Origin of the sequence: Methylobacter luteus IMV-B-3098 (genome assembly GCF_000427625.1) — a bacterium.
GTDB lineage: Bacteria > Pseudomonadota > Gammaproteobacteria > Methylococcales > Methylomonadaceae > Methylobacter > Methylobacter luteus.
Window position 1 is genome coordinate 2,744,332 of record NZ_KE386569.1, and the last position, 18,457, is coordinate 2,762,788.

Sequence of the window (18,457 nt, forward strand, 5' to 3'; positions counted from 1 at the left end):
AACGCTTTATGATCAATGAGAAATACAGCATGAAATTATCAAAAAAACATAAACAGAGACAAAAAACCATCAAAGCAGCGGGGATTCTGACTGTCCTGCTGGTCACAGGACAAAGCGGTTATGCTGCCGATACCGGCAAGCCGGTGCAATTCAACATGCCGGCGCAATCTTTATCGAGCGCATTAACTCGCTTTTCCACCGACACGCGGCTGCAAGTGCTTTATGACAGCGATATTGCCGAACACCTGCAAGCGCCCGCACTTAACGGCACTTATACGCCGGAGCAGGCGCTGGAAAAATTGCTGAAAGGCTCCGGGCTTAACTACCGATACAGCAATGACAAAACCATCACTTTAGAACCGAGCCGTCAAAGTCAGCAGCAAACAGGCAATGCGCCTACATTGGCAGCGATGACGGTAGTAGGTGCAACCGAAGATGACGACCCGACGGCTTACGCCGTCACCCATGCGGCTACCGCCACCAGAACCGATACGCCGATTTTGGAAACGCCGATGTCCATTCATGTCATCCCAAAGGCCGTGACGGATGACCAGCAAACCATTACGGTGGAAGAAAGCTTGCGCAACGTGAGCGGTGTTGTTCCGCGCCTTTCGGCTATCACGCCCAATTTTGAACCGACCCTGATTCGCGGGTTTGCATCGCGGCAGTTTATCGACGGTTTCACCCAGTATTTAAATGCGGGAGACCAGGGCAGCATGGTCAATATCGAGCGGATTGAAGTGCTGAAAGGCGCGAATGCAGTGCTTTACAGCGGCGGCAACGGTTCTCCGGTAGGCGGGATGATCAATCTGGTTTCCAAGCTGCCGAAAAAGGAAGCGTTTTATGAAATAGGGGTCAAAGCCGGCCTGTATGATTTTGCCCAGCCGTTCGTGGACTTGAACCAGCCGATCAACGACAACATCCTGTTTCGGTTCACGGGTGAATACACGACCAATAAAAGCAATATCGACGTGCTTGATACAGACCGGTTTAATCTCAATCCAACCCTGACCTTCACTAACAATGATGACACCAACTTCACCCTGCAAGGCAAGTTTTCGAGATGGGAGCAGCAGGATTACCAAGGATTGCCGGCGACCGGCACAGTCACGGGCAATTTCAGGATTCGGCCGGAATTGTTCATTGGCCCGCAGGATATCGACAAAAGCAACTCGGAATTTTACGGCGTCTGGGCTACGTTGGATCACCAGTTGAACGATATCTGGTCGTTAACTGCTAAAGGACGCTATTCCCATTCCAAATTCGATACTTTGGCGCAAAACTTGTTTGGCGCCGATGGCTTTGGCGCCGATCAACCGTTCTTTGCGCCTTCAACGTGGGGCTTGATCAATACAGAGCTGGCACAAGAGCAGGAAGAAAAGAGTGTTCAAGTTTATGCCACGGCTAAATTCGATCTGGGCCCGACCAAGAATACCGTGCTGCTGGGCGCTGATTTCAGCGAACTGGATGATGACGGCTTCATGGATTTCGCCATGCTCGCGGACACCGTCAACCTGGCTGCTCCGGTTTTTACGGCTCCGTTCAGTACTCCGGGCGCGCGTGAACAAAATCAATTGACCAGAAACACGACTTACGGCGGCTATGTTCAGTTGCAGAGCACGATCTATGACCGCCTGCACCTGCTGGCAAGCGTGCGTAGAAGCAATGTGACGACGGATTTTGTCAATACGGTTTCCGGGGCGGAATTCAACTCCGATTCCGGCCGTTTCCTGCCCAATGTCGGCGGGCTTATCGACATAACGGATGAGTTTTCGCTGTTTGCCGACTATAGCGAAGGCATGCGCGGCCAAGGCGGAGCCAATTATGCTTCGACGCCCGAGCCTGAACTCTCCAATCAGATCGAGGCCGGCGTGAAGTTTGATATAGCCGATCAACTGACAGGACAACTTGCGGTTTATCAAATTGAACGGGAAAACGTCAAAGTCACGGATTTTACAGATCCTCTGTTCCGGTCGGCAACCAAAGGGCAGCAGCGCTCGACGGGTATCGAGACGGATATGACCTGGCAGGTAACCGAAAGTTTGAGCTTGTTGGGTAATTATGCCTTTACCGAGGCGGAATTCACCGATAATTTGGCGGGCGTGCCTGACGGGAACCATTTGCCGGGCGTTCCGAAACATTCCGGCCGTTTCTGGGCGAATTATGCTTTTCATGACCCGATGCTGGAAGGATGGAGCGTAGGCTCGGGCATCTATGCGCAATCAAGCGCCTATTTGGACAAAGCGAACCTCTACAAAAGCGATAGCTTTTACACCATAGACGCGGACATCGCATACAGAACAAAAGCTTACAAACTTGGGGTCTCGATCAAGAACCTGACCGACAACGACTATTTTCAACGGCTGAATTACTTCGACACGCGCGTGACGCCTGCTCAGGGGACAACCGTCTATTTCAGCGGATCGGTGACTTTTTGACGTTTTCGGCAATTCCTGATGGCCATCACTCGCGTCATCGGGATTCACATTAATACCACGATTATCATCAGGACTATTTTATGGATCGTCGACAATTTACCAAGCTGGCATTATTTTCCGCTTTCCTGGCGCCTTTAGGAAATAGCATTAGAGCCGCTGAAAGTGATGAACAGCGGAAACTCGGAGCCAAAGCGGTCTCCCGGCAAGCGCATAAAGCTTTTATGAGCGATCCGGACGTAAAAATGATGGGGAATGAAAAAATTGCGATGCTTTTATACCCCGGCTTTTATGCACCGGATCTGATTAACCCGCAGTTTTTGTTTACCGCCATGATGGGCGCTGAAGTGTGTTTGATATCTCCCACGGATGACTTGACGCCGGTGTCCTGCGGTAATTTTTCAATTGTTCCCACGCACAGGCAGAGCGAATGTCCGGAAAAATTGGATATTCTGTTTGTCCCCGGTGGTGCAAGCGGGACACTGGAAGCCATGAAAAACAAGCCGTTTATCGACTTCATTAAAACCAGGGCGGCTAATGCCAGATACATCACCAGCGTCTGCACCGGCAGTTTACTGCTCGGCAAGGCCGGTCTGTTGAAAGGCAAAAAGGCCACTTCGCATTGGTCGACGCTGGAATTATTAAAAAAGTTCGGCGCGACGCCCATGAACGAACGCGTGGTCTGGGATGGCAATCTGGTGACCGGCGGCGGCGTTACGGCCGGGATCGATTTGGGCCTGCAAATCGTGGCCGCTTTACGCGGCAAGGAATATGCGGAAGCGATTCAACTGCAAGCCGAATATGATCCGGCGCCGCCCTTTAACGCCGGCTCACCTGAAAAAGCGCCGGCTTTTGTCCGGGATAGCGTCAGGGGAATGTTTGCGCCGTTAGTGCTGGATATGGAACTGGAAATCTAATGTGCCGCGTTTCTGCGCTCTTCGTGGAAACGCACCCTATGGGACGGGAAGCGCAAACCACCCTGTCTTCCCCGCCTCTATTCCGGCAGCCGTTTTTTCATCTGTTTGCGGCAGTGCAGCAGGCCTTTCATGATGTGCTTTTCGACGCCGCTTTCGGAGATGCCTAGTTCCAAGGCTATGTCGCGATAACTCATGCCGTGGATGTTATGCAGGATGAAAGCCTGGCGGCAGCGGGGCGGCAGTTCGTCTATGGCCTGCCTTAAAATATGCTGCCTCTGGGCTTCCGATGCCAGTTGTTCGGCCGATGGCGATTCGGTCGCCGGCATCAGGGTCGGATCCAGTGACTGAGCGTAGTGTTCCATCACCTTTCTGTGCTTCAGATGATCGAGCGCCAGATTGTGGGCGATGCGGAACAGCAGGCTACGGGGATGTTCGATCTTTTGCCTCTCGGCTTCGTGTGACAATCTGATGTAACTTTCCTGAACAATATCCGCAGCGATATCCCGGCAATGCAGTATGCCGAAGACATGGTAGATCAATTCGTTTTGATGTTGCTGGTACAGGGCTTCTATGTTCAACTTCTCTTCCTTGGTCGTAATAGCGTGATAAAGATCATCCGGAAAAATGAGCGGTTGGATGCGCGAGTTCAAGTCTTCGCCTGAATGCGGAAAAGCATTTTTTATGCCTGAAATGATGAAAGCACGTGGCACAGCAAGGCTTTTATGGCGCGGGCTCTTAATTTCAGGACAGCATGAGGTTTTGATTTTGCGTTTATCGGACAAAAAGCCATCGAGCAAATCAAGCTGATACTGAGCATTAAGTGATTTCCCGTACCGGCATGCGGTAAATAACATAGCTTAATTAACTGATGTTACGCAGACAATTGGTCCATACGTCGAATGCGCCTGTAGGGTCGAATTAACTTGTGCCCTATAGGGTATTCGACCCGAGACGCCCGCCCAAGCTTTCCAGGAATCGATATGGCTCTTGTTGAGTGCGAATTAATTCGCACCTACGCGAACATTTGGTCGCTTTCGGTAAAAGGGACTCAAGAGCTGTAGTGCTCGGGAGCGGCAAACGGCATAAAAAAGCTGCCCGGGCGTAACATCAATTAATTAAAGGGGTTGCCAACCCGGCCAGAAATCTTCCATTCCGTGTTTTTCGCCTTCATTTAGGGGTGAGGTGACTCGCTCGCCCATGCGTCTATAATAAATACCGCAATCGCCTGGCTCTGACCGCTGCATCAAACCGGAGGAAGGACGCATCAAGATTATCGAATACCCGCAGGCCCGGAAACGCCAGGCAGCGGGACCTGAACAAGTGGAAAAATGACCGCATTTTCTAATGATGGGTTGGAATTACGCAGGCTTTATGCCGGTCTATAGGATGATTGACACTTCGCAAACCGTAATAACCAGCGCCTCAAATTTTATAGGCCTGCTTCTTCGTGACCTTTGTGGTAATTCCTGCGCAACCTTAAGAAGGGCACAAAAACCGGAATATTCATGCAACGAATTCGAAAATTATTTTTATATGCCCTGCTCACTCTCCTCGGCCTCAGCATGCTTGTCACCGGCGCAGGGATGTTGTTCCTGCAACGGTCGCTGCCGCCGCAAGACGGCGAATTCATGGTGGAAGGGCTATCCGCTCCTGTCGTGGTCATATCCGACAGCCACGGTATTCCCGTGATCAAGGCCGGCAATCGGGCCGACGCCCTGCGCGCGCTGGGCTATGTCACAGCGCGCGACCGCCTGTTTCAGATGGATCTGATGCGCCGCAAGAATGCCGGCCGCCTGGCCGAGCTATTCGGTCAGGCCGCCGTCAATAGCGACATCAGGGCGCGAACTTACGGATTCCCGCGCGTCGCGAAAGCGGTCGTGGCGAAACTGCCGCAGGCTCATCGCCGCTATCTCGAGGCCTACGCCGAAGGCATCAACAGCTACATCGGTAGTGCGCCGGCTCTGCCTTTCGAATTCACGGTCCTGGCTTACCGTCCCGAACGCTGGAAGCCGGAAGACAGCCTATTGGTGGTTTTGGGCATGTTCGACAACCTGACGGCCTCGGCAGAGCGTGAGGAGCGCATGCTGACGGTCATGGAGAAAAGCCTGCCGGCCGAGGTCGTGTCTTTCCTGACGCCGGACACCGACCGGTTCACCGACAGCCTGTATGGCGCCGCTGAACCTTATCGGCCCGTTCGACCGATTCCGGTGGCCTCGCTGGAGACCGCTCTTGCCCGGCATGCGCCGGATGCGCTGAAACTGGCCGAAGCCGTGCAGTTGAACGATCTGATGGCCGGCTCCAATGCCTGGGTCGTCAGCGGCGCTAAAACGCACGATGGGCGGGCCATCCTGGCCAACGACATGCATCTGGGCATTTCAGTGCCCAATATCTGGTACCGCGCCGAAATGGACTACGGCACCGGCCGCACGGCAGGCGTGACCTTGCCCGGCGCGCCCGTGTTCATCGCCGGCGGCAACGACCGGCTGGCCTGGGGCGGCACCAATCTGACGGGCGATTTCCTGGACCTGGTGAGCCTGGAGATCAATCCGGAGAATCCGGATCAGTACCGCGTCGGCGACAAGTGGCAACGCTTTGAACGGACCAACGAAATCATTCGCATCAAGGAGGCCGAGCCATTGCAGATTACCGTCAGGCGCAGCATCTGGGGGCCGGTAGCCCTGGAGCCGTTGCTGGGCAAGCCGGCCGCCGTGCACTGGAGCGCGCTCGATGACAACATCGTCAATCTCGGATTGCTGGATCTGGATCAGGCCGAAACACTGGAACAGGCCATGGCGATCGTCAACCATACCGGCGGCCCGCAGTTGAACTTCTTGCTGGCCGATAATCATGGCCGTATCGGCTGGACGGTCATGGGCCAGATTCCCAAACGTGTCGGTTTCGACGGCTCGGTCAGCCGCTCCTGGGCCGACGGTTCGGTCGGTTGGGACGGCTACGTCGATGCGCGACAGTTGCCGCGCGAGATCGATCCGGCCGCGGGCTGGCTGGTGTCGGCCAATGACCGCCGTCTCGGCAGAGAATACCCGCATGTGATCGGGCACCAGTTCGCAAGCGGTTATCGCGCCTACCGCATCACCCAGCGGCTCAAGGAGATGCCGGTCATTAACGAATGGGCGATGTTCGGGTTGCAGCTCGATACCGAAAACGAATTTTACGGGTTTTATCAGCAACTGGCGCTGAGCGTGCTGTCGCCCAGGAATATTGAACGGCAACCGGAACTGCAGGAGCTGCGCGACACCCTGCTCGCCTGGAACGGCCGGGCCGATACGGACAGCCTCGGATTTGCCTTGCTGGTGCGGTTTCGGCAGCAGCTGGCGACAAGCGTGTTCAGCCCGTTCCTGGAAGCCAGCCGAAGCCTCGATGCGCATTTCAGCTATGCCTGGACCTATATCGATACGCCGCTGCAGGCCATGCTGACCGGGAAAGTGCCGCAACTGCTGCCGGACCCGGTCAATTACCGAAACTGGGACGACTTCATCCGGGGCCAGCTGAAGCGCAGCGCGCAGCAACTGAGCGCGGACTATCCCGATACGGCGCTGTCCGAACTGACCTGGGGCCAGGTCAACAAGGCGCGTATCGGTCATCCTTTCTCCAGGGCTGTGCCGCTGCTCGGGATTTTGCTGGACATGCCGGCCGATGCCCTGGCCGGCTGCGCCAACTGCGTGCGTGCGCTCGGCTCGGAGTTCGGTGCCAGCGAGCGATTGGTCGTTTCGCCAGCGCGCCTCGACGAAGGCATCATGCACATGCCCGGAGGCCAGTCGGGACATCCGCTGTCGCCCCATTACCGTGATCAGCACCGCTACTGGGTGAAAGGCCTGCCACTGGCGCTGCTGGCGGGCAAGCCCGAGCACAGTCTGATACTGAAACCTGATGTCGATTGATACGGTAGCTGGCGGGATCTTCACATGATCCTCCCTGGCATCGACTTGACCACAAAGGCTTCCTTAAGATGATGCGCATGAGATCCATGCATGAGGTGGCCAAAAAAATTAGACGATAGAAGTGAGGTCGGATTTCATTATAATCGTCTACTAATATAGGGTGGGGCAGGTGAAATACCGATATGAAGCACGATAACGATTTTAACGGCGAATCAGGGGGCGAGGATTTGATTGATGAACAGGCCGCCGCCTGGTTTGCGCGGCTGCGCTCGGAGAATGTCACCGGAGAAGAAAAAGCCGCGTTCGCGCGCTGGCTGGCTCAGGACTTTGCGCATCGGCAAGCATTTGATGAAATCAGCATGTTATGGGGCGATGCCCGTTTGAAGCAGGTATTAAGCGAGGCCGAAACGAAGTCGACCGAATTTTCCCGCCTGACAAAGAAAACGCGCCCTGGTCCGCGGTTGTTGCTGGCCGTGGCTGCCAGCCTGGCCCTGCTGTTCGTCTTTCGCATTGAACTGGCCGTGCTGCTTCAGGCCGACTATGCCACGAAAGTCGGCGAACAGAAAACCGTGCGCCTGGAGGATGGATCCTCTGTCACGCTTAACACGGACAGTGCGCTGGCTGTTACGATGCAGGGCGATCAGCGGACTATCGAATTGCTGAAGGGCGAAGCCTTTTTCGATGTGCAGCCCGATGCCGGCCGGCCTTTTATAGTCCATGGCGAATATTCAATCACGCGCGTGCTGGGCACCCGGTTTTTCGTGCACAAAAAAGGCCGCAGCGATGAGGTCAAAGTGCTGTCCGGCCGCGTGGAAGTGACGGACGGTCAGCGCTGGCGCCAGTCTGTCGTTCTGCGGGACGGCGATGCCGTATCGGTCGACCGGGACGGGCACGGCGAAACCGGCAGGCTCGATACGAAGCTGACCACGTCCTGGCTGGACGGCTACCTGGTCTTTGAAGACATGGCCCTGGGCGACGTCATCGAGCAGGTGCAGCGCTATAGAAACGGCCTGGTTATTTTCAAGGACAACAGCCTGCGCGAGCTGAAAATCAACGGCCGCATCAATCTGCGCGATTCGGCGCACATACTGCAAACACTGGAAAAAACCTTGTCAGTCAAGATTACGCGCCTGAGCGACTGGTTCGTCATCATCGGTTAACGCCAAAACATCGGGCCGCCAAACCCTGCAACCCGCTTAAAAATAATTTTTTATTTCCAGAGTGAGGGATTTTTATGGCTGAAACGTCTTACATAATGAAGCGCCGAAATAACCGCTATTCCCTCCCAATATAATGGCTATTCGGAGCTTCGCACCCCTAAAAAAATCGTCAGGCATGACGTCCGGAATCCAGGGATGGATTAACTGAATCATAGACATATCGGCTGTCCGTGATTTGTGAAGACAACTTATTGTTATGCTGATATGAATTTAGAGTACCCGTTTCGTTTTAATGAAGAAAAACCGGTAAGACCGATCAACCATCGCAGCGAGGAAGGACGCATGCCAACATCAAAGCTGGTTCAAGAACGCAAAAGAGGCGCCATGCCTCCCAAGATGCCCGAGGAGCGCAGTGTTCACGAGGGTGATGACTTGCTGGACCTGTTTCCGTTGCCTCGGTATTTCCAGATTCATTTCCAGCATGTCCATGAGAACTCCAGGGATATTCAGGCGCAAATGGTTCAGCTCAAAGAATATGTCAGGCAAGTGGATGTGAAACTGGACCGGCTCACGGCGCTTTTAAATACGCTTTCCGGCAAGTGTCTGGAAGAGTAAACAAAAAAGCCATCCGGCTTCAGTTACGCCTACAGCAAAAATCATCATCAATAAAAAAGGTTATAAATTCATGACATGCTTTGAGGGCGCCGGTTACGACAATCTATAACGATGCTGTTTGCACCTTCGTTACCTTGGCTAACTAAATAATAATAAAGCACCATGGGTTGGATTGACGCTATCTGCCAATCTGACACAGATGACAAAATGTCGGGTTGACAGACAACAGGCAATCTCCGGCATTGGTGCAAATTGAGGAAGACCTATTTTCCATGTATTTATTCAACAACCACGAACAGGGCCTGGTCGGACAGAGTTTATCGCCTCTGGGCGGTGCGGCACCCTTTGTCAGGCGCAAAAAGCGAACCTTGCTTGAAGTTTTAACCGGAGAAGAACAGCCTCGCTCTATTGGTAGTTTACTGCTGATTTTAGTGCTGCTGTTGCACATCCGGGCTGGTCAATGGTTGTTGCAACCGCGGGAGCCTGTCACATTGGCACAGCCATTGATGATGGCTGTGTCATTGGTTTCGGTACCGGGCCAACAAGCCTCAACCGCGCCGCCCGTGCAGCCCAAACCGGTCGAGCCGCCCAAACCGAAAAAAACACCGGTCAAAAAGCCGCTGAAGAAAAAAACGCCGGTGAAACATAAACCAGCGCAACCGCCAAAAACTGAGGCGATTGCCGAGGAAATACCGCTCACGCCTTCCCCCGCGGAATCGACAGCGGAATCGTCAACTTTAAAGGACTCAAGCCCCGCCTCCAGTACTTCAGCCTCGGCAAGCAAAACACAGAGTAATGCGGAGCCCTATACCGAAGCCAGTGTTAACGCCAACTACGGTTTTAATCCCCCACCCAAATATCCGGCAACTTACCGTAGGCGAGGCTGGCAGGGTACCGTGCGGCTACGGGTAAGCGTGTCCGCTGAAGGGCATAGCGAGGCTGTCGCCATACAAAGCAGCAGTGGCCACGAGGAACTGGATGAAGCGGCCATCGAGGCGGTCAAGAAATGGCGGTTTATTCCCGCCAAACGGGGCGATACGGCAATAGCCAGCTCGGTGATCGTGCCCATTATTTTTAAACTAGACCATTAACGGAGGAAAGAGGGAATGCCCTATCATATTGCCCCCCAATTGATTATCGACGGGACTTTGTACGCCTTGCTGGCTTTTTCAGTGATCACCTGGACGCTGATTCTGTTCAAGCTCTGGCAATTCAGCAAGAACGGCTATTACAACCGCCGTTTTAACAGCGCCTTTTGGGAGGCGCCGAATCTTGCTACCGCCAGGGCCTTGCCTGAAACCCTGGCCCGCGGCCCGCAAGCCCGCATCGCGACAAAAGGCTTCACCTGGCTGGACGGCAGCCAGCAGGCGTCAGGCAAACATCTTAAATATCAAGGTTCGCCGACTGAGCAACTGGAACAATCGCTGCTTATTCACATGCAGCAGGAACAGCGCGCGATGGAAACCGGCCTGACCATGCTCGCCAGTATCGGCAGCACCGCGCCCTTTGTCGGATTATTCGGTACGGTCCTGGGCATCATGCATGCCATGCATGAGATTACCCAAAGCGGATCAACCAGCCTGGATGTGGTCGCCGGCCCCATTGGCGATGCCCTGGTCGCCACCGCCATCGGCATTGCCGTCGCCGTGCCAGCGGTATTGGCCTACAATTTCTTCCTGCGCGGGGTCAAACAACACCGTGCCGATCTGGAAAACTTTGTCGCCGGTTTCATGCACATCGTTTTCAGCGCTGACCGACAAGTCAGGGGATAACCATGGCCTTTAAACCGCAGTCAGACAACGAAGACACAATGAGCGAAATCAATGTCACTCCGCTGGTCGATGTGATGCTGGTGCTGGTGATCATTTTATTGGTGACCGCGCCGTTGCTGACTCAATCCGTGCATGTGGCTTTGCCAAAAACCGCCGAAACCACGGCGGACGTGAAAGAGCAGCCGTTACAGTTGGGTATTGACGCGCAAGGGATCATCACACTCAATAAGCTGCCTGTCGCCGATCTCGCCTCCCTGGAAACCGCTTTAAAGGATAAGCTTGCGCAAGACTCTGAGGCTGGCGTGCACTTATACGCCGACCAAGCCGTGGTGTATGCCAAAGTGGCTGAAATAATGGCGGCCGTTCAGCATGCGGGCATCACAAAAATAGCCTTTGTAACGGTGGAGCAGTAGTTGGCGGGGCTTATGGAAGACCTATAAAGACAAGTAGGTCGGGTTAGCGATAGCGTAACCCGACTTTTCCGCCCGGATGTGTTGGTTTACGGCTAATGCCCAACCCGCCTTACGAAACTCTGAAACTATGCCATTTCACCCAGTCAATACGGCATATGCCGCACTTTTGCGTCCATAAGCAACAAGTTCTTTTAAATATCAATCGCATACATATTGGCTCGGTTTTTGCTGGCCTGTTTGAGCCTGTCGAAAAGGCAGGCTCCAGTTTTTCAGCAAAACTAAAAACCATCGCCATGACCAGTCTTACTCTCGCTATCAACGATTTGTTTTTGCATCATCGGCAATCGTTAATTCAAACCATCTATCGCATTGTCGGCTGTCCGCAAACGGCGGAAGATCTGGCGCACGAGGCATACTTGAAAATGCTGCATGCTTCAACAACCCAGGACATCCACCAGCCGCGTCCCTTCCTTTACCAAATTGCCCGCAATCTGGCGCTGGATCATCTTCGCAAGGAAAGGGTACGTCAACACAGCGATAACCACTCAACAGACGATGAAGATGCCGATAATCTGCTGGAACGCATTCCTTCAAACGCACCCGCACCGGAACAGCAAATTGACGAACGGCAGCAGGTCGCGCTCATGCTTGAAGCGCTGAACGGCTTGTCGGAACGTCGTCGCCAAATTCTGGTGCTGCATAAATTCCATCACTGGACTTATGAGCGCATCGCCCGACATTACGGCATTTCCCGCAGCGCGGTGGAAAAAAACGTGTATGCCGCGCTTGCCCACTTGCTGTCCGCACAAGGCAAATCACCCATTTAAAGTATGGATATTGCGCATTGCGCACGTCTAATTAATGATAGAATTTTGCCAAATCACTCAGGTGTACCCCCTATGTCTTTACATGCCGAACCAAACTCGATCCCTACCTTGGGCAAAACGCAAGACCAGGCGTTAGCCTGGTTCGCCCGTTTGCAGGACAGTAAAGCCAGTCAACGCGACCGCGCCGAATTTGCCGATTGGCTGGCCGCCAGTCTGGCGCATCGAGCCGCTTACGACAGGGTCGCTCAATTATGGCAATCGCAGGCGCTGAATGTCGCCTTGAGCCAATGCGCGGCGATACCGTCGCCGCCAGCGCAGCGAAAATTACGCCCGCAACGCTGGGCCACCGCAGCCTGCATGGTATTGGCGAGCGGCTGGCTGCTGCTGGGTTCGGGCTTGATCGAACGCTGGCAAGCCGACGCGGTGACGGCGGCCGGAGAGCAACGCCGCCTGGTGCTGGCCGATGGCTCGGCGGTAACGATGAACACCGACACCGCGCTGGCGTTTAATGACGAAGGCGAGCGGCGCGGAGTGAAAATACTCAGCGGAGAAGCTTACTTTGAAGTACAGCCGGACAAAACCCGGCCCTTTATCGTCGAGACAGCGCAAGGCACGGTACGCGTGGTCGGCACCCGCTTTAACGTCAAAACCGGCGACGCCACTCTGGTCGATGTCGAAAGCGGCATTGTCGTTTGCGCCGGACAGCAGGGCGACAGCCGGCAACTCACTGCCGGGCAGCACACCCGCATAGTCAGCGAGGGCGTCGGCGCCGTCACCGGCATTGACGCCAGCCGGGCTTTCGCCTGGCTTGACGGCCGGTTGATCTTTCAGGATCAGCCGCTGGGAGAAGTGATCGCCGAACTCGACCGCTACCATCCCGGCATCATCGTCATTACCGATGCCAAACTCGCCAAAACCCGCATCACCGGCAACTACAAGCTTAAAGATACCGATGCCATTGTTCGCGCCTTGGCCGGCATCGCCGGCGCGCGCGTTATCAACCTGTCGGCGTATCTGACGGTGTTGAAAGGCTGAATTTCCATTGTGGTTGCCGTATTGCTAAGGATTCGGCTAAAAATAACTTTCCGATTTATCGATGAAATCATGTGGGGGCGAATTTATTCGCCCTGGGCGACTTTGGACCTGATTGTGCCGGGAAAGCCACGCCCCCAAAACTGCCGCCTCAAGCTGCACGAAAAAAAATTCTCTGCAAGTGTGTCGTCAGCCATGCTGATACGTCTTGTTAGCTATGCGCCTGCAAACGCGCCGACTAACCACATGACAAATCAGGAGAATTCATGCCTCAGGTTCAACCTAACGCACCAGGGACACTGCGCCAGCTGGCCATCGCCATGGCTTTAACATTACCCGCTTTCGGCTCGCCGCTGCCGGTATCGGCCGCCGACACAGGCGAGCAAAATACCGCGAAGCCGCAAAGCGCGGCGCTCAACTTCAACATTCCGGCCCAGCCTTTAGTGGACGCCCTCAACGCCTTCATCGCCGTCAGCGACTGGCAAGTCGGCTTTCCGGCCGGCATGGCGAAAGATATACGCTCCAGTGCCGTCCATGGCCGCTACACCCCGCAGCAGGCGTTGCAGCAGCTACTGACCGGCAGCGGGTTACGTTATCGATTGACCGGCGCCAATACGGCCACGCTGGAGAACGCGCCTCAATCACAGGCAGACACGCCTGTCTTGACAACGATGACTGTAGTTGGCGAGGCGGTTAAGGACGTGAATGATCCCTATAACGAAGACTATTACATCAGCAACACCTCTACCGCGACCAAAACCGATACGCCGATTATGGAAACGCCGATGTCGGTGCAAGTGATACCTAAACAAATACTGAAAGACCAACAGGCGATTCGAATAAAAGATGCGCTGAAAAACGTCAGCGGCGTATTCTGGGCGACCGATCCGATGTACGAAGGCTTCCAGTTGCGCGGCTTTCAAACCGACGGCACAACGACCGTTTATCGTAATGGTTTGCGTATCCGGCGCGCGCAGCACGAGGTCGTCAACTTGGAACAGCTCGAAGTGCTGAAAGGGCCGGCCGCCGCCATCTATGGGCGCATCGAGCCCGGCGGCTTGATCAATGTTGTGACCAAAAAGCCGTTGGATAAGCCCTATTACGCGTTGGAGCAGCAGTTTGGTTCCTATGATTTGTATCGGACGACCATAGATGCGACAGGCCCGATCAATGACGATCGTTCGCTGTTGTACCGCTTCGATTTGGCTTACCAAAACAACGATCTGTTCATCGACAAAATGGACCAGGAGCGTGTATTTGTTGCGCCATCGCTGAGCTGGAAGCCCAGCGACCGAACCGAAGTCAATCTGAATCTGGAATACCAGTACGACACCCGTACCAGCTATACGGGGCTTCCGGTACTGGGCAACCGTCCGGTGAATGTTCCCGTTACGCGCTTTTATGGTTTCGGAACCGATAACGAGACCTCCGTGTTCGAAAAGGTGTTGGTGGGCTTCGATTGGTCGCACCAATTCAATGACGACTGGAAAATCCAGCACCGTTTTCACTATTACAACCTGGATTATCAGATCAACAATTCGTCGTTTTTTCCAAGGCCGGTGAACCCTCTGAATCAACGCACGGCTGTTCGTAATGTCAGCACCCGGCCGATTGACGATACCGATACAGTCGCGACTAGTATCGATCTGACCGGTAAATTCGAATTATTCGGCACCCGGCATCGGGTATTGGCGGGTTTCGATTACTTCTGGGAAACGGCTGAAAGCCAAGGATTCTTCGGCGCTCCGGCGCCGGCAGTCTATCGACCTGTGGTTGATATTTTCAATCCGGTCTATGGACAGGTTCCGTTAGCCTCGGCCAAGGACTTCAACCAGTTCACCACCTTCAACCAATCTTGGTACGGCACGTATTTTCAGGATCAGATCACCTTATTCGACAAGCTGCATATCATGGGGGGCGGGCGTTACGACTGGGCGGCCCGCAGCAACGGTTCGGCTTCGACTGCCATCGAAACTGCCAGAAACAATGAAACGGAAGTCAAAGACGAGGCTTTCAGTCCGCGTGTGGGCATGGTGTATCAACCCTGGCCTTGGCTTTCCCTGTACGGGAACTATGTCGAATCGCTTGGCGGAGCGAATACCGCACTGGCATCCAACGGTCAACCTCTCTCTGCCGAAACGGCGCAGCAGCACGAGGTCGGATTCAAAACCGAATTGTTCGATAAAAAGTTGCTGACCACGGTGGCCTTTTACGAATTGACCAAGCAAAACATTGCCACACCCGATCCGATCAATTCGAGGTTTTCCGTATCGACCGGAGAAGCACGCAGCCGCGGCATAGAAGTGGATGTTTCTGGCCAAGTCACGGACGGGTTGAGCCTGATCGCCTCTTATGCCTACACCGATGCGGAAATCACCAAGGACAATCAAGGTAATCAAGGGCACAAGCTTTGGAACGTCCCCAGAAATTCGGGTAGTTTCTGGGCCAAATACTCGGTTCAAGATCCAGTGTTGCGAGGTCTGAATTTCGGCGCCGGTGCCTATGTTGTCGGTGAACGGGAGGGCAATAACGCGAATGACTGGCAAATGCCGGGCTACGTCAGAGTCGACGCGCTGATCGGTTATTCCTTGGAATTGGGAAAGTCCAAAGTGACCGCTCAGTTGAACGTCAATAATCTGTTGGATAAGACGATTTATGAAACGTCCGCATTCAACGGCTATTTGACTCAGCCGGGCGCGCCGCGCAATTTCATGGGCTCGATCCGCTTGGAATTTTAATGTCTGGTGGGTTCGGGGTGTAATTTGGGCCTCATGATGCCGGCGACCTTGGCGAAGGTGCCGTCTGGCAACATGAGCCTGGATTATTCTACGAAGCGGCCGAATTTCTCTTTTCGTCAAAGAACACAAGAACATGATCTCGTTCCCTGCAAAGAACAATCGTCAGCGTTTATCGAGGCTTAAGACCCGCCGCAAGTTGTGGCTCGGTGTACATTTATGGCTAGGCTTGGCACTTGGATTTCTGCTGTCGATTTACGGCATCACCGGCAGCATCCTTGTGTTTTATGAAGAAATCGACGAATGGCTAAATAACGAGCTGTTAATCGTCCAACCGCCGGAGTCTCAGGCGGCTTACCAGCCCTTGGCGGCGATTTTCGAGGCCGGGCGCCGGGCCGTGCCGGCACAGGCCAAACATACTTTCGCCACTTATCCGCACAATGCGGAGGCGGCTTTTAAGCTCAGATACACTGTCGCTACGGTGGACGGAGCCGCTGAAACATGGCAGGTGGCCATCGACCCCTATACGGCCAAGGTAACCGGCAAGCGTTTGCAGGATCGCTCGGATAGTGTTATTCCCAAAACTTTTATCGACTTCATGTTTAAACTGCATTACGCGCTGTTGATTAAGTCGCATGATGTCAGCACTGTAGTGGTAGGGTTGTCCGGGGCTTTATTGATAATCTCGGTGCTGACCGGCTTGATCGTTTGGTGGCCGTTGACCGGGCGCTGGTGGCAAGCCTTGACAGTCAAATGCAAGGCCAGCGCCGAGCGGCTGCACTACGACCTGCATAAAACCGCCGGATTCTATACGGCGTTGGTGATGCTGCCGGTCTTGTTTTCCGGCGTTTACATGGTGTTGCCGCATAACGTGGTGCCAGTGCTGGAACTGTTCTCGCCGGTGACCTATCGCTATTGGTTCCGTTCGACGCCGCCGGCGGGCGGCGGTCAGGCGATTGGTATGGACGAAGCTGTCACGATAGCTTTACAACGCTACCCGACCGGGCGACCGCATTTTATTTACGGAGCGCCTACGCCGACTAAAGCCTATACCGTCTGTCAGGATGGTGTCGATGCGCCCGGCAGCCTGTTGCAGCGGCGTTGCGTGGTGATAGATCGCTATAGCGGCAAAATACTGGATGCGGACGATCCGACCACCGGCAGCGCCGGCGAAGTGTTCACGCATTGGCAGTGGCCGTTGCATTCCGGGCGGGCGTTCGGCATGACTGGCCGGATACTGGTGTTTTTGACCGGCTTGGCTTGTCCGCTGATATTTGTTACCGGCGTGATTCGCTGGTTGCAAAAACGGCGGGCAGGAAAGACACGCAGGATATAGTTAGACCTTCCAGGTTTTAAAAACCTGGAAGGTCTAACTTGACTTGTCCCTGAGCCGGACGAGGCATGTTGCCCCGTTTGCAGGGTTTAAGACAAGCCAAGCAATCCCAACCGGTTCTTTCGCAGAGTCTGTCAGGCTGGGCGATCATCAGGGCAAGCCCATATAAATCTTAAGCGGAGAATATCACTTTTTCTCTGAATTGATCATGGACTTGCCGCCGGGCGCAGGCCGCAACGCACCCGCGTAAGGATTCGGTTAAAAATAACTTTCCGATTTGTCGATGAAATTAGCGCTTATGTAGGGTGAATTCATTTATGCCCTTGGAGTACTTATACTTATGCCCTCTGGGTATTTGCCTTGGGCGACTCCGGCAACCAGTTTTAAATCCGGGCAGCAACTGTGGGAGCGATGCCTACATCGCGACTTGTGGCGGTCTTTAGTCGCGATGTAGGCATCGCTCCCACAGGGCTCATAAAAATCGACATCAGGATGTTATTTCTAGCCGAATCCTAAAATATCAAAGTCACGGTTCCGACCGATTCTGCTGGCGTTCCTGACCAACTTTGCGGGCTTTCTGCCCATGCTGCTGGAAACCAGCGCGTAGGTTAGGGTGAGCGTGCGAACCCCAACAATTCGATTACCCCGGGTACTTTGCTTGTTGGGGTTCCTATCGTCACCCCAACCTACGCGGCTAACTCCTTGAATTTTTATAATATTTCGAAATCCTGAATTTTTCCGTCAGCTTGCGTACGAACAGGCGCGGCCCGGACAGCCGGTTTTTCAGCCATTCCTTCACGGATTTAAGCCGGGCGACGATGTGCTGGTGAATGGCGCTGGACTTGATCTTGTGAATAGCCAGTATCAACAGTTCGTAAAGCCGCCTGAACCAGCCGAAGGTCATGAGTTTTTCCTTCGAGATGTTAAAGAGCCAGAAGGTAAAGGCCGCAATGGGGAATTTACCCGCATACAATGCCGTGCCGGCGATGACCTGGCCTGTGGCCATGAGCTTCAGTGCGACGATGCCTTGCACTTCCACCAGGGCAAACAGCGCTAGAAAAAGCACCAGCAGCGCATGGCGATCGAACCTGTAAATCAGCGTCTCGATTTTCTGTAAAATTTTGAGGCTGTGAATAAAAGCATAAATCGGTTCGGCGATTTTGTCCCAGACCAGCTCTTCCAAAACGATATAAATGGTCACCAATAATCCCAAAAAGATATCGGCGATTTTGGCGATGATTTTTTTCAACATAACACGATTTCCATAACGCTCATTGTCGGCTTTTCATTGTATAGCAATTACATGCCATCCATACGGA

Annotated in this window: 14 protein-coding genes; 12 read left to right on the forward strand and 2 right to left on the reverse strand. The window is 54.0% G+C overall.

Features of this window, described 5'->3' with window-relative positions; translation table 11 throughout:
• Window positions 1–29 precede the first annotated feature (29 nt).
• Both METLU_RS25475 and METLU_RS0114725 read left to right on the forward strand, forming a co-directional pair.
• On the forward strand, window positions 30–2,438 hold the full coding sequence (locus METLU_RS25475; protein ID WP_196806546.1) for a TonB-dependent siderophore receptor: 2,409 nt from the start codon (window positions 30–32) through the stop codon (window positions 2,436–2,438).
• 80 nt (window positions 2,439–2,518) lie between these two features.
• Window positions 2,519–3,352 carry a DJ-1/PfpI family protein gene (locus METLU_RS0114725; protein WP_036243156.1) on the forward strand — a complete coding sequence of 278 codons (834 nt, stop codon included), beginning with the start codon at window positions 2,519–2,521 and terminating at the stop codon, window positions 3,350–3,352.
• A 77-nt stretch (window positions 3,353–3,429) separates the two neighbouring features.
• Here the strand turns inward: METLU_RS0114725 and METLU_RS0114730 are convergent, their stop codons facing one another.
• Window positions 3,430–4,206, reverse strand: coding sequence for an RNA polymerase sigma factor (locus METLU_RS0114730; protein ID WP_331271272.1), 777 nt, complete (start codon window positions 4,204–4,206; stop codon window positions 3,430–3,432).
• 651 nt (window positions 4,207–4,857) lie between these two features.
• Here METLU_RS0114730 and METLU_RS0114735 point away from each other — a divergent pair.
• From METLU_RS0114735 to METLU_RS0114780, 10 genes are all read left to right on the forward strand, one after another.
• Window positions 4,858–7,251: a penicillin acylase family protein gene (locus METLU_RS0114735; protein WP_027158881.1), complete on the forward strand. Its 2,394-nt coding sequence runs from the start codon at window positions 4,858–4,860 to the stop codon at window positions 7,249–7,251.
• Between the two features lie 182 nt (window positions 7,252–7,433).
• The gene (locus METLU_RS0114740) at window positions 7,434–8,411 is read left to right on the forward strand and encodes a FecR family protein (RefSeq protein WP_027158882.1); all 978 of its coding nucleotides are present in this window, start codon (window positions 7,434–7,436) and stop codon (window positions 8,409–8,411) included.
• Between the two features lie 342 nt (window positions 8,412–8,753).
• A complete protein-coding gene (locus METLU_RS0114745; protein WP_027158883.1) occupies window positions 8,754–9,026 on the forward strand; it encodes a hypothetical protein in 273 nt (90 codons plus the stop codon).
• Between the two features lie 272 nt (window positions 9,027–9,298).
• The gene (locus tag METLU_RS25480; RefSeq protein ID WP_051299928.1) at window positions 9,299–10,117 is read left to right on the forward strand and encodes an energy transducer TonB; all 819 of its coding nucleotides are present in this window, start codon (window positions 9,299–9,301) and stop codon (window positions 10,115–10,117) included.
• Window positions 10,118–10,132: 15 nt separating this feature from the next.
• A complete protein-coding gene (locus METLU_RS0114755; RefSeq protein WP_027158884.1) occupies window positions 10,133–10,798 on the forward strand; it encodes a MotA/TolQ/ExbB proton channel family protein in 666 nt (221 codons plus the stop codon).
• Between the two features lie 2 nt (window positions 10,799–10,800).
• The gene (locus METLU_RS0114760; protein ID WP_027158885.1) at window positions 10,801–11,211 is read left to right on the forward strand and encodes an ExbD/TolR family protein; all 411 of its coding nucleotides are present in this window, start codon (window positions 10,801–10,803) and stop codon (window positions 11,209–11,211) included.
• A 293-nt stretch (window positions 11,212–11,504) separates the two neighbouring features.
• Window positions 11,505–12,038 (forward strand): RNA polymerase sigma factor, encoded by a 534-nt coding sequence (locus METLU_RS0114765; RefSeq protein ID WP_027158886.1) that lies wholly within the window; start codon window positions 11,505–11,507, stop codon window positions 12,036–12,038.
• A 72-nt stretch (window positions 12,039–12,110) separates the two neighbouring features.
• On the forward strand, window positions 12,111–13,073 hold the full coding sequence (locus METLU_RS0114770; RefSeq protein ID WP_027158887.1) for a FecR family protein: 963 nt from the start codon (window positions 12,111–12,113) through the stop codon (window positions 13,071–13,073).
• 263 nt (window positions 13,074–13,336) lie between these two features.
• The gene (locus METLU_RS0114775; RefSeq protein WP_051299929.1) at window positions 13,337–15,808 is read left to right on the forward strand and encodes a TonB-dependent siderophore receptor; all 2,472 of its coding nucleotides are present in this window, start codon (window positions 13,337–13,339) and stop codon (window positions 15,806–15,808) included.
• Between the two features lie 133 nt (window positions 15,809–15,941).
• Entirely contained in the window at window positions 15,942–17,141 is a 1,200-nt protein-coding gene (locus METLU_RS0114780; RefSeq protein WP_036243160.1) for a PepSY-associated TM helix domain-containing protein, read from the forward strand.
• Window positions 17,142–17,832: 691 nt separating this feature from the next.
• Here METLU_RS0114780 and METLU_RS0114785 read toward each other — a convergent pair.
• Window positions 17,833–18,390 (reverse strand): hypothetical protein, encoded by a 558-nt coding sequence (locus METLU_RS0114785; protein ID WP_036243162.1) that lies wholly within the window; start codon window positions 18,388–18,390, stop codon window positions 17,833–17,835.
• Window positions 18,391–18,457: the final 67 nt, after the last annotated feature.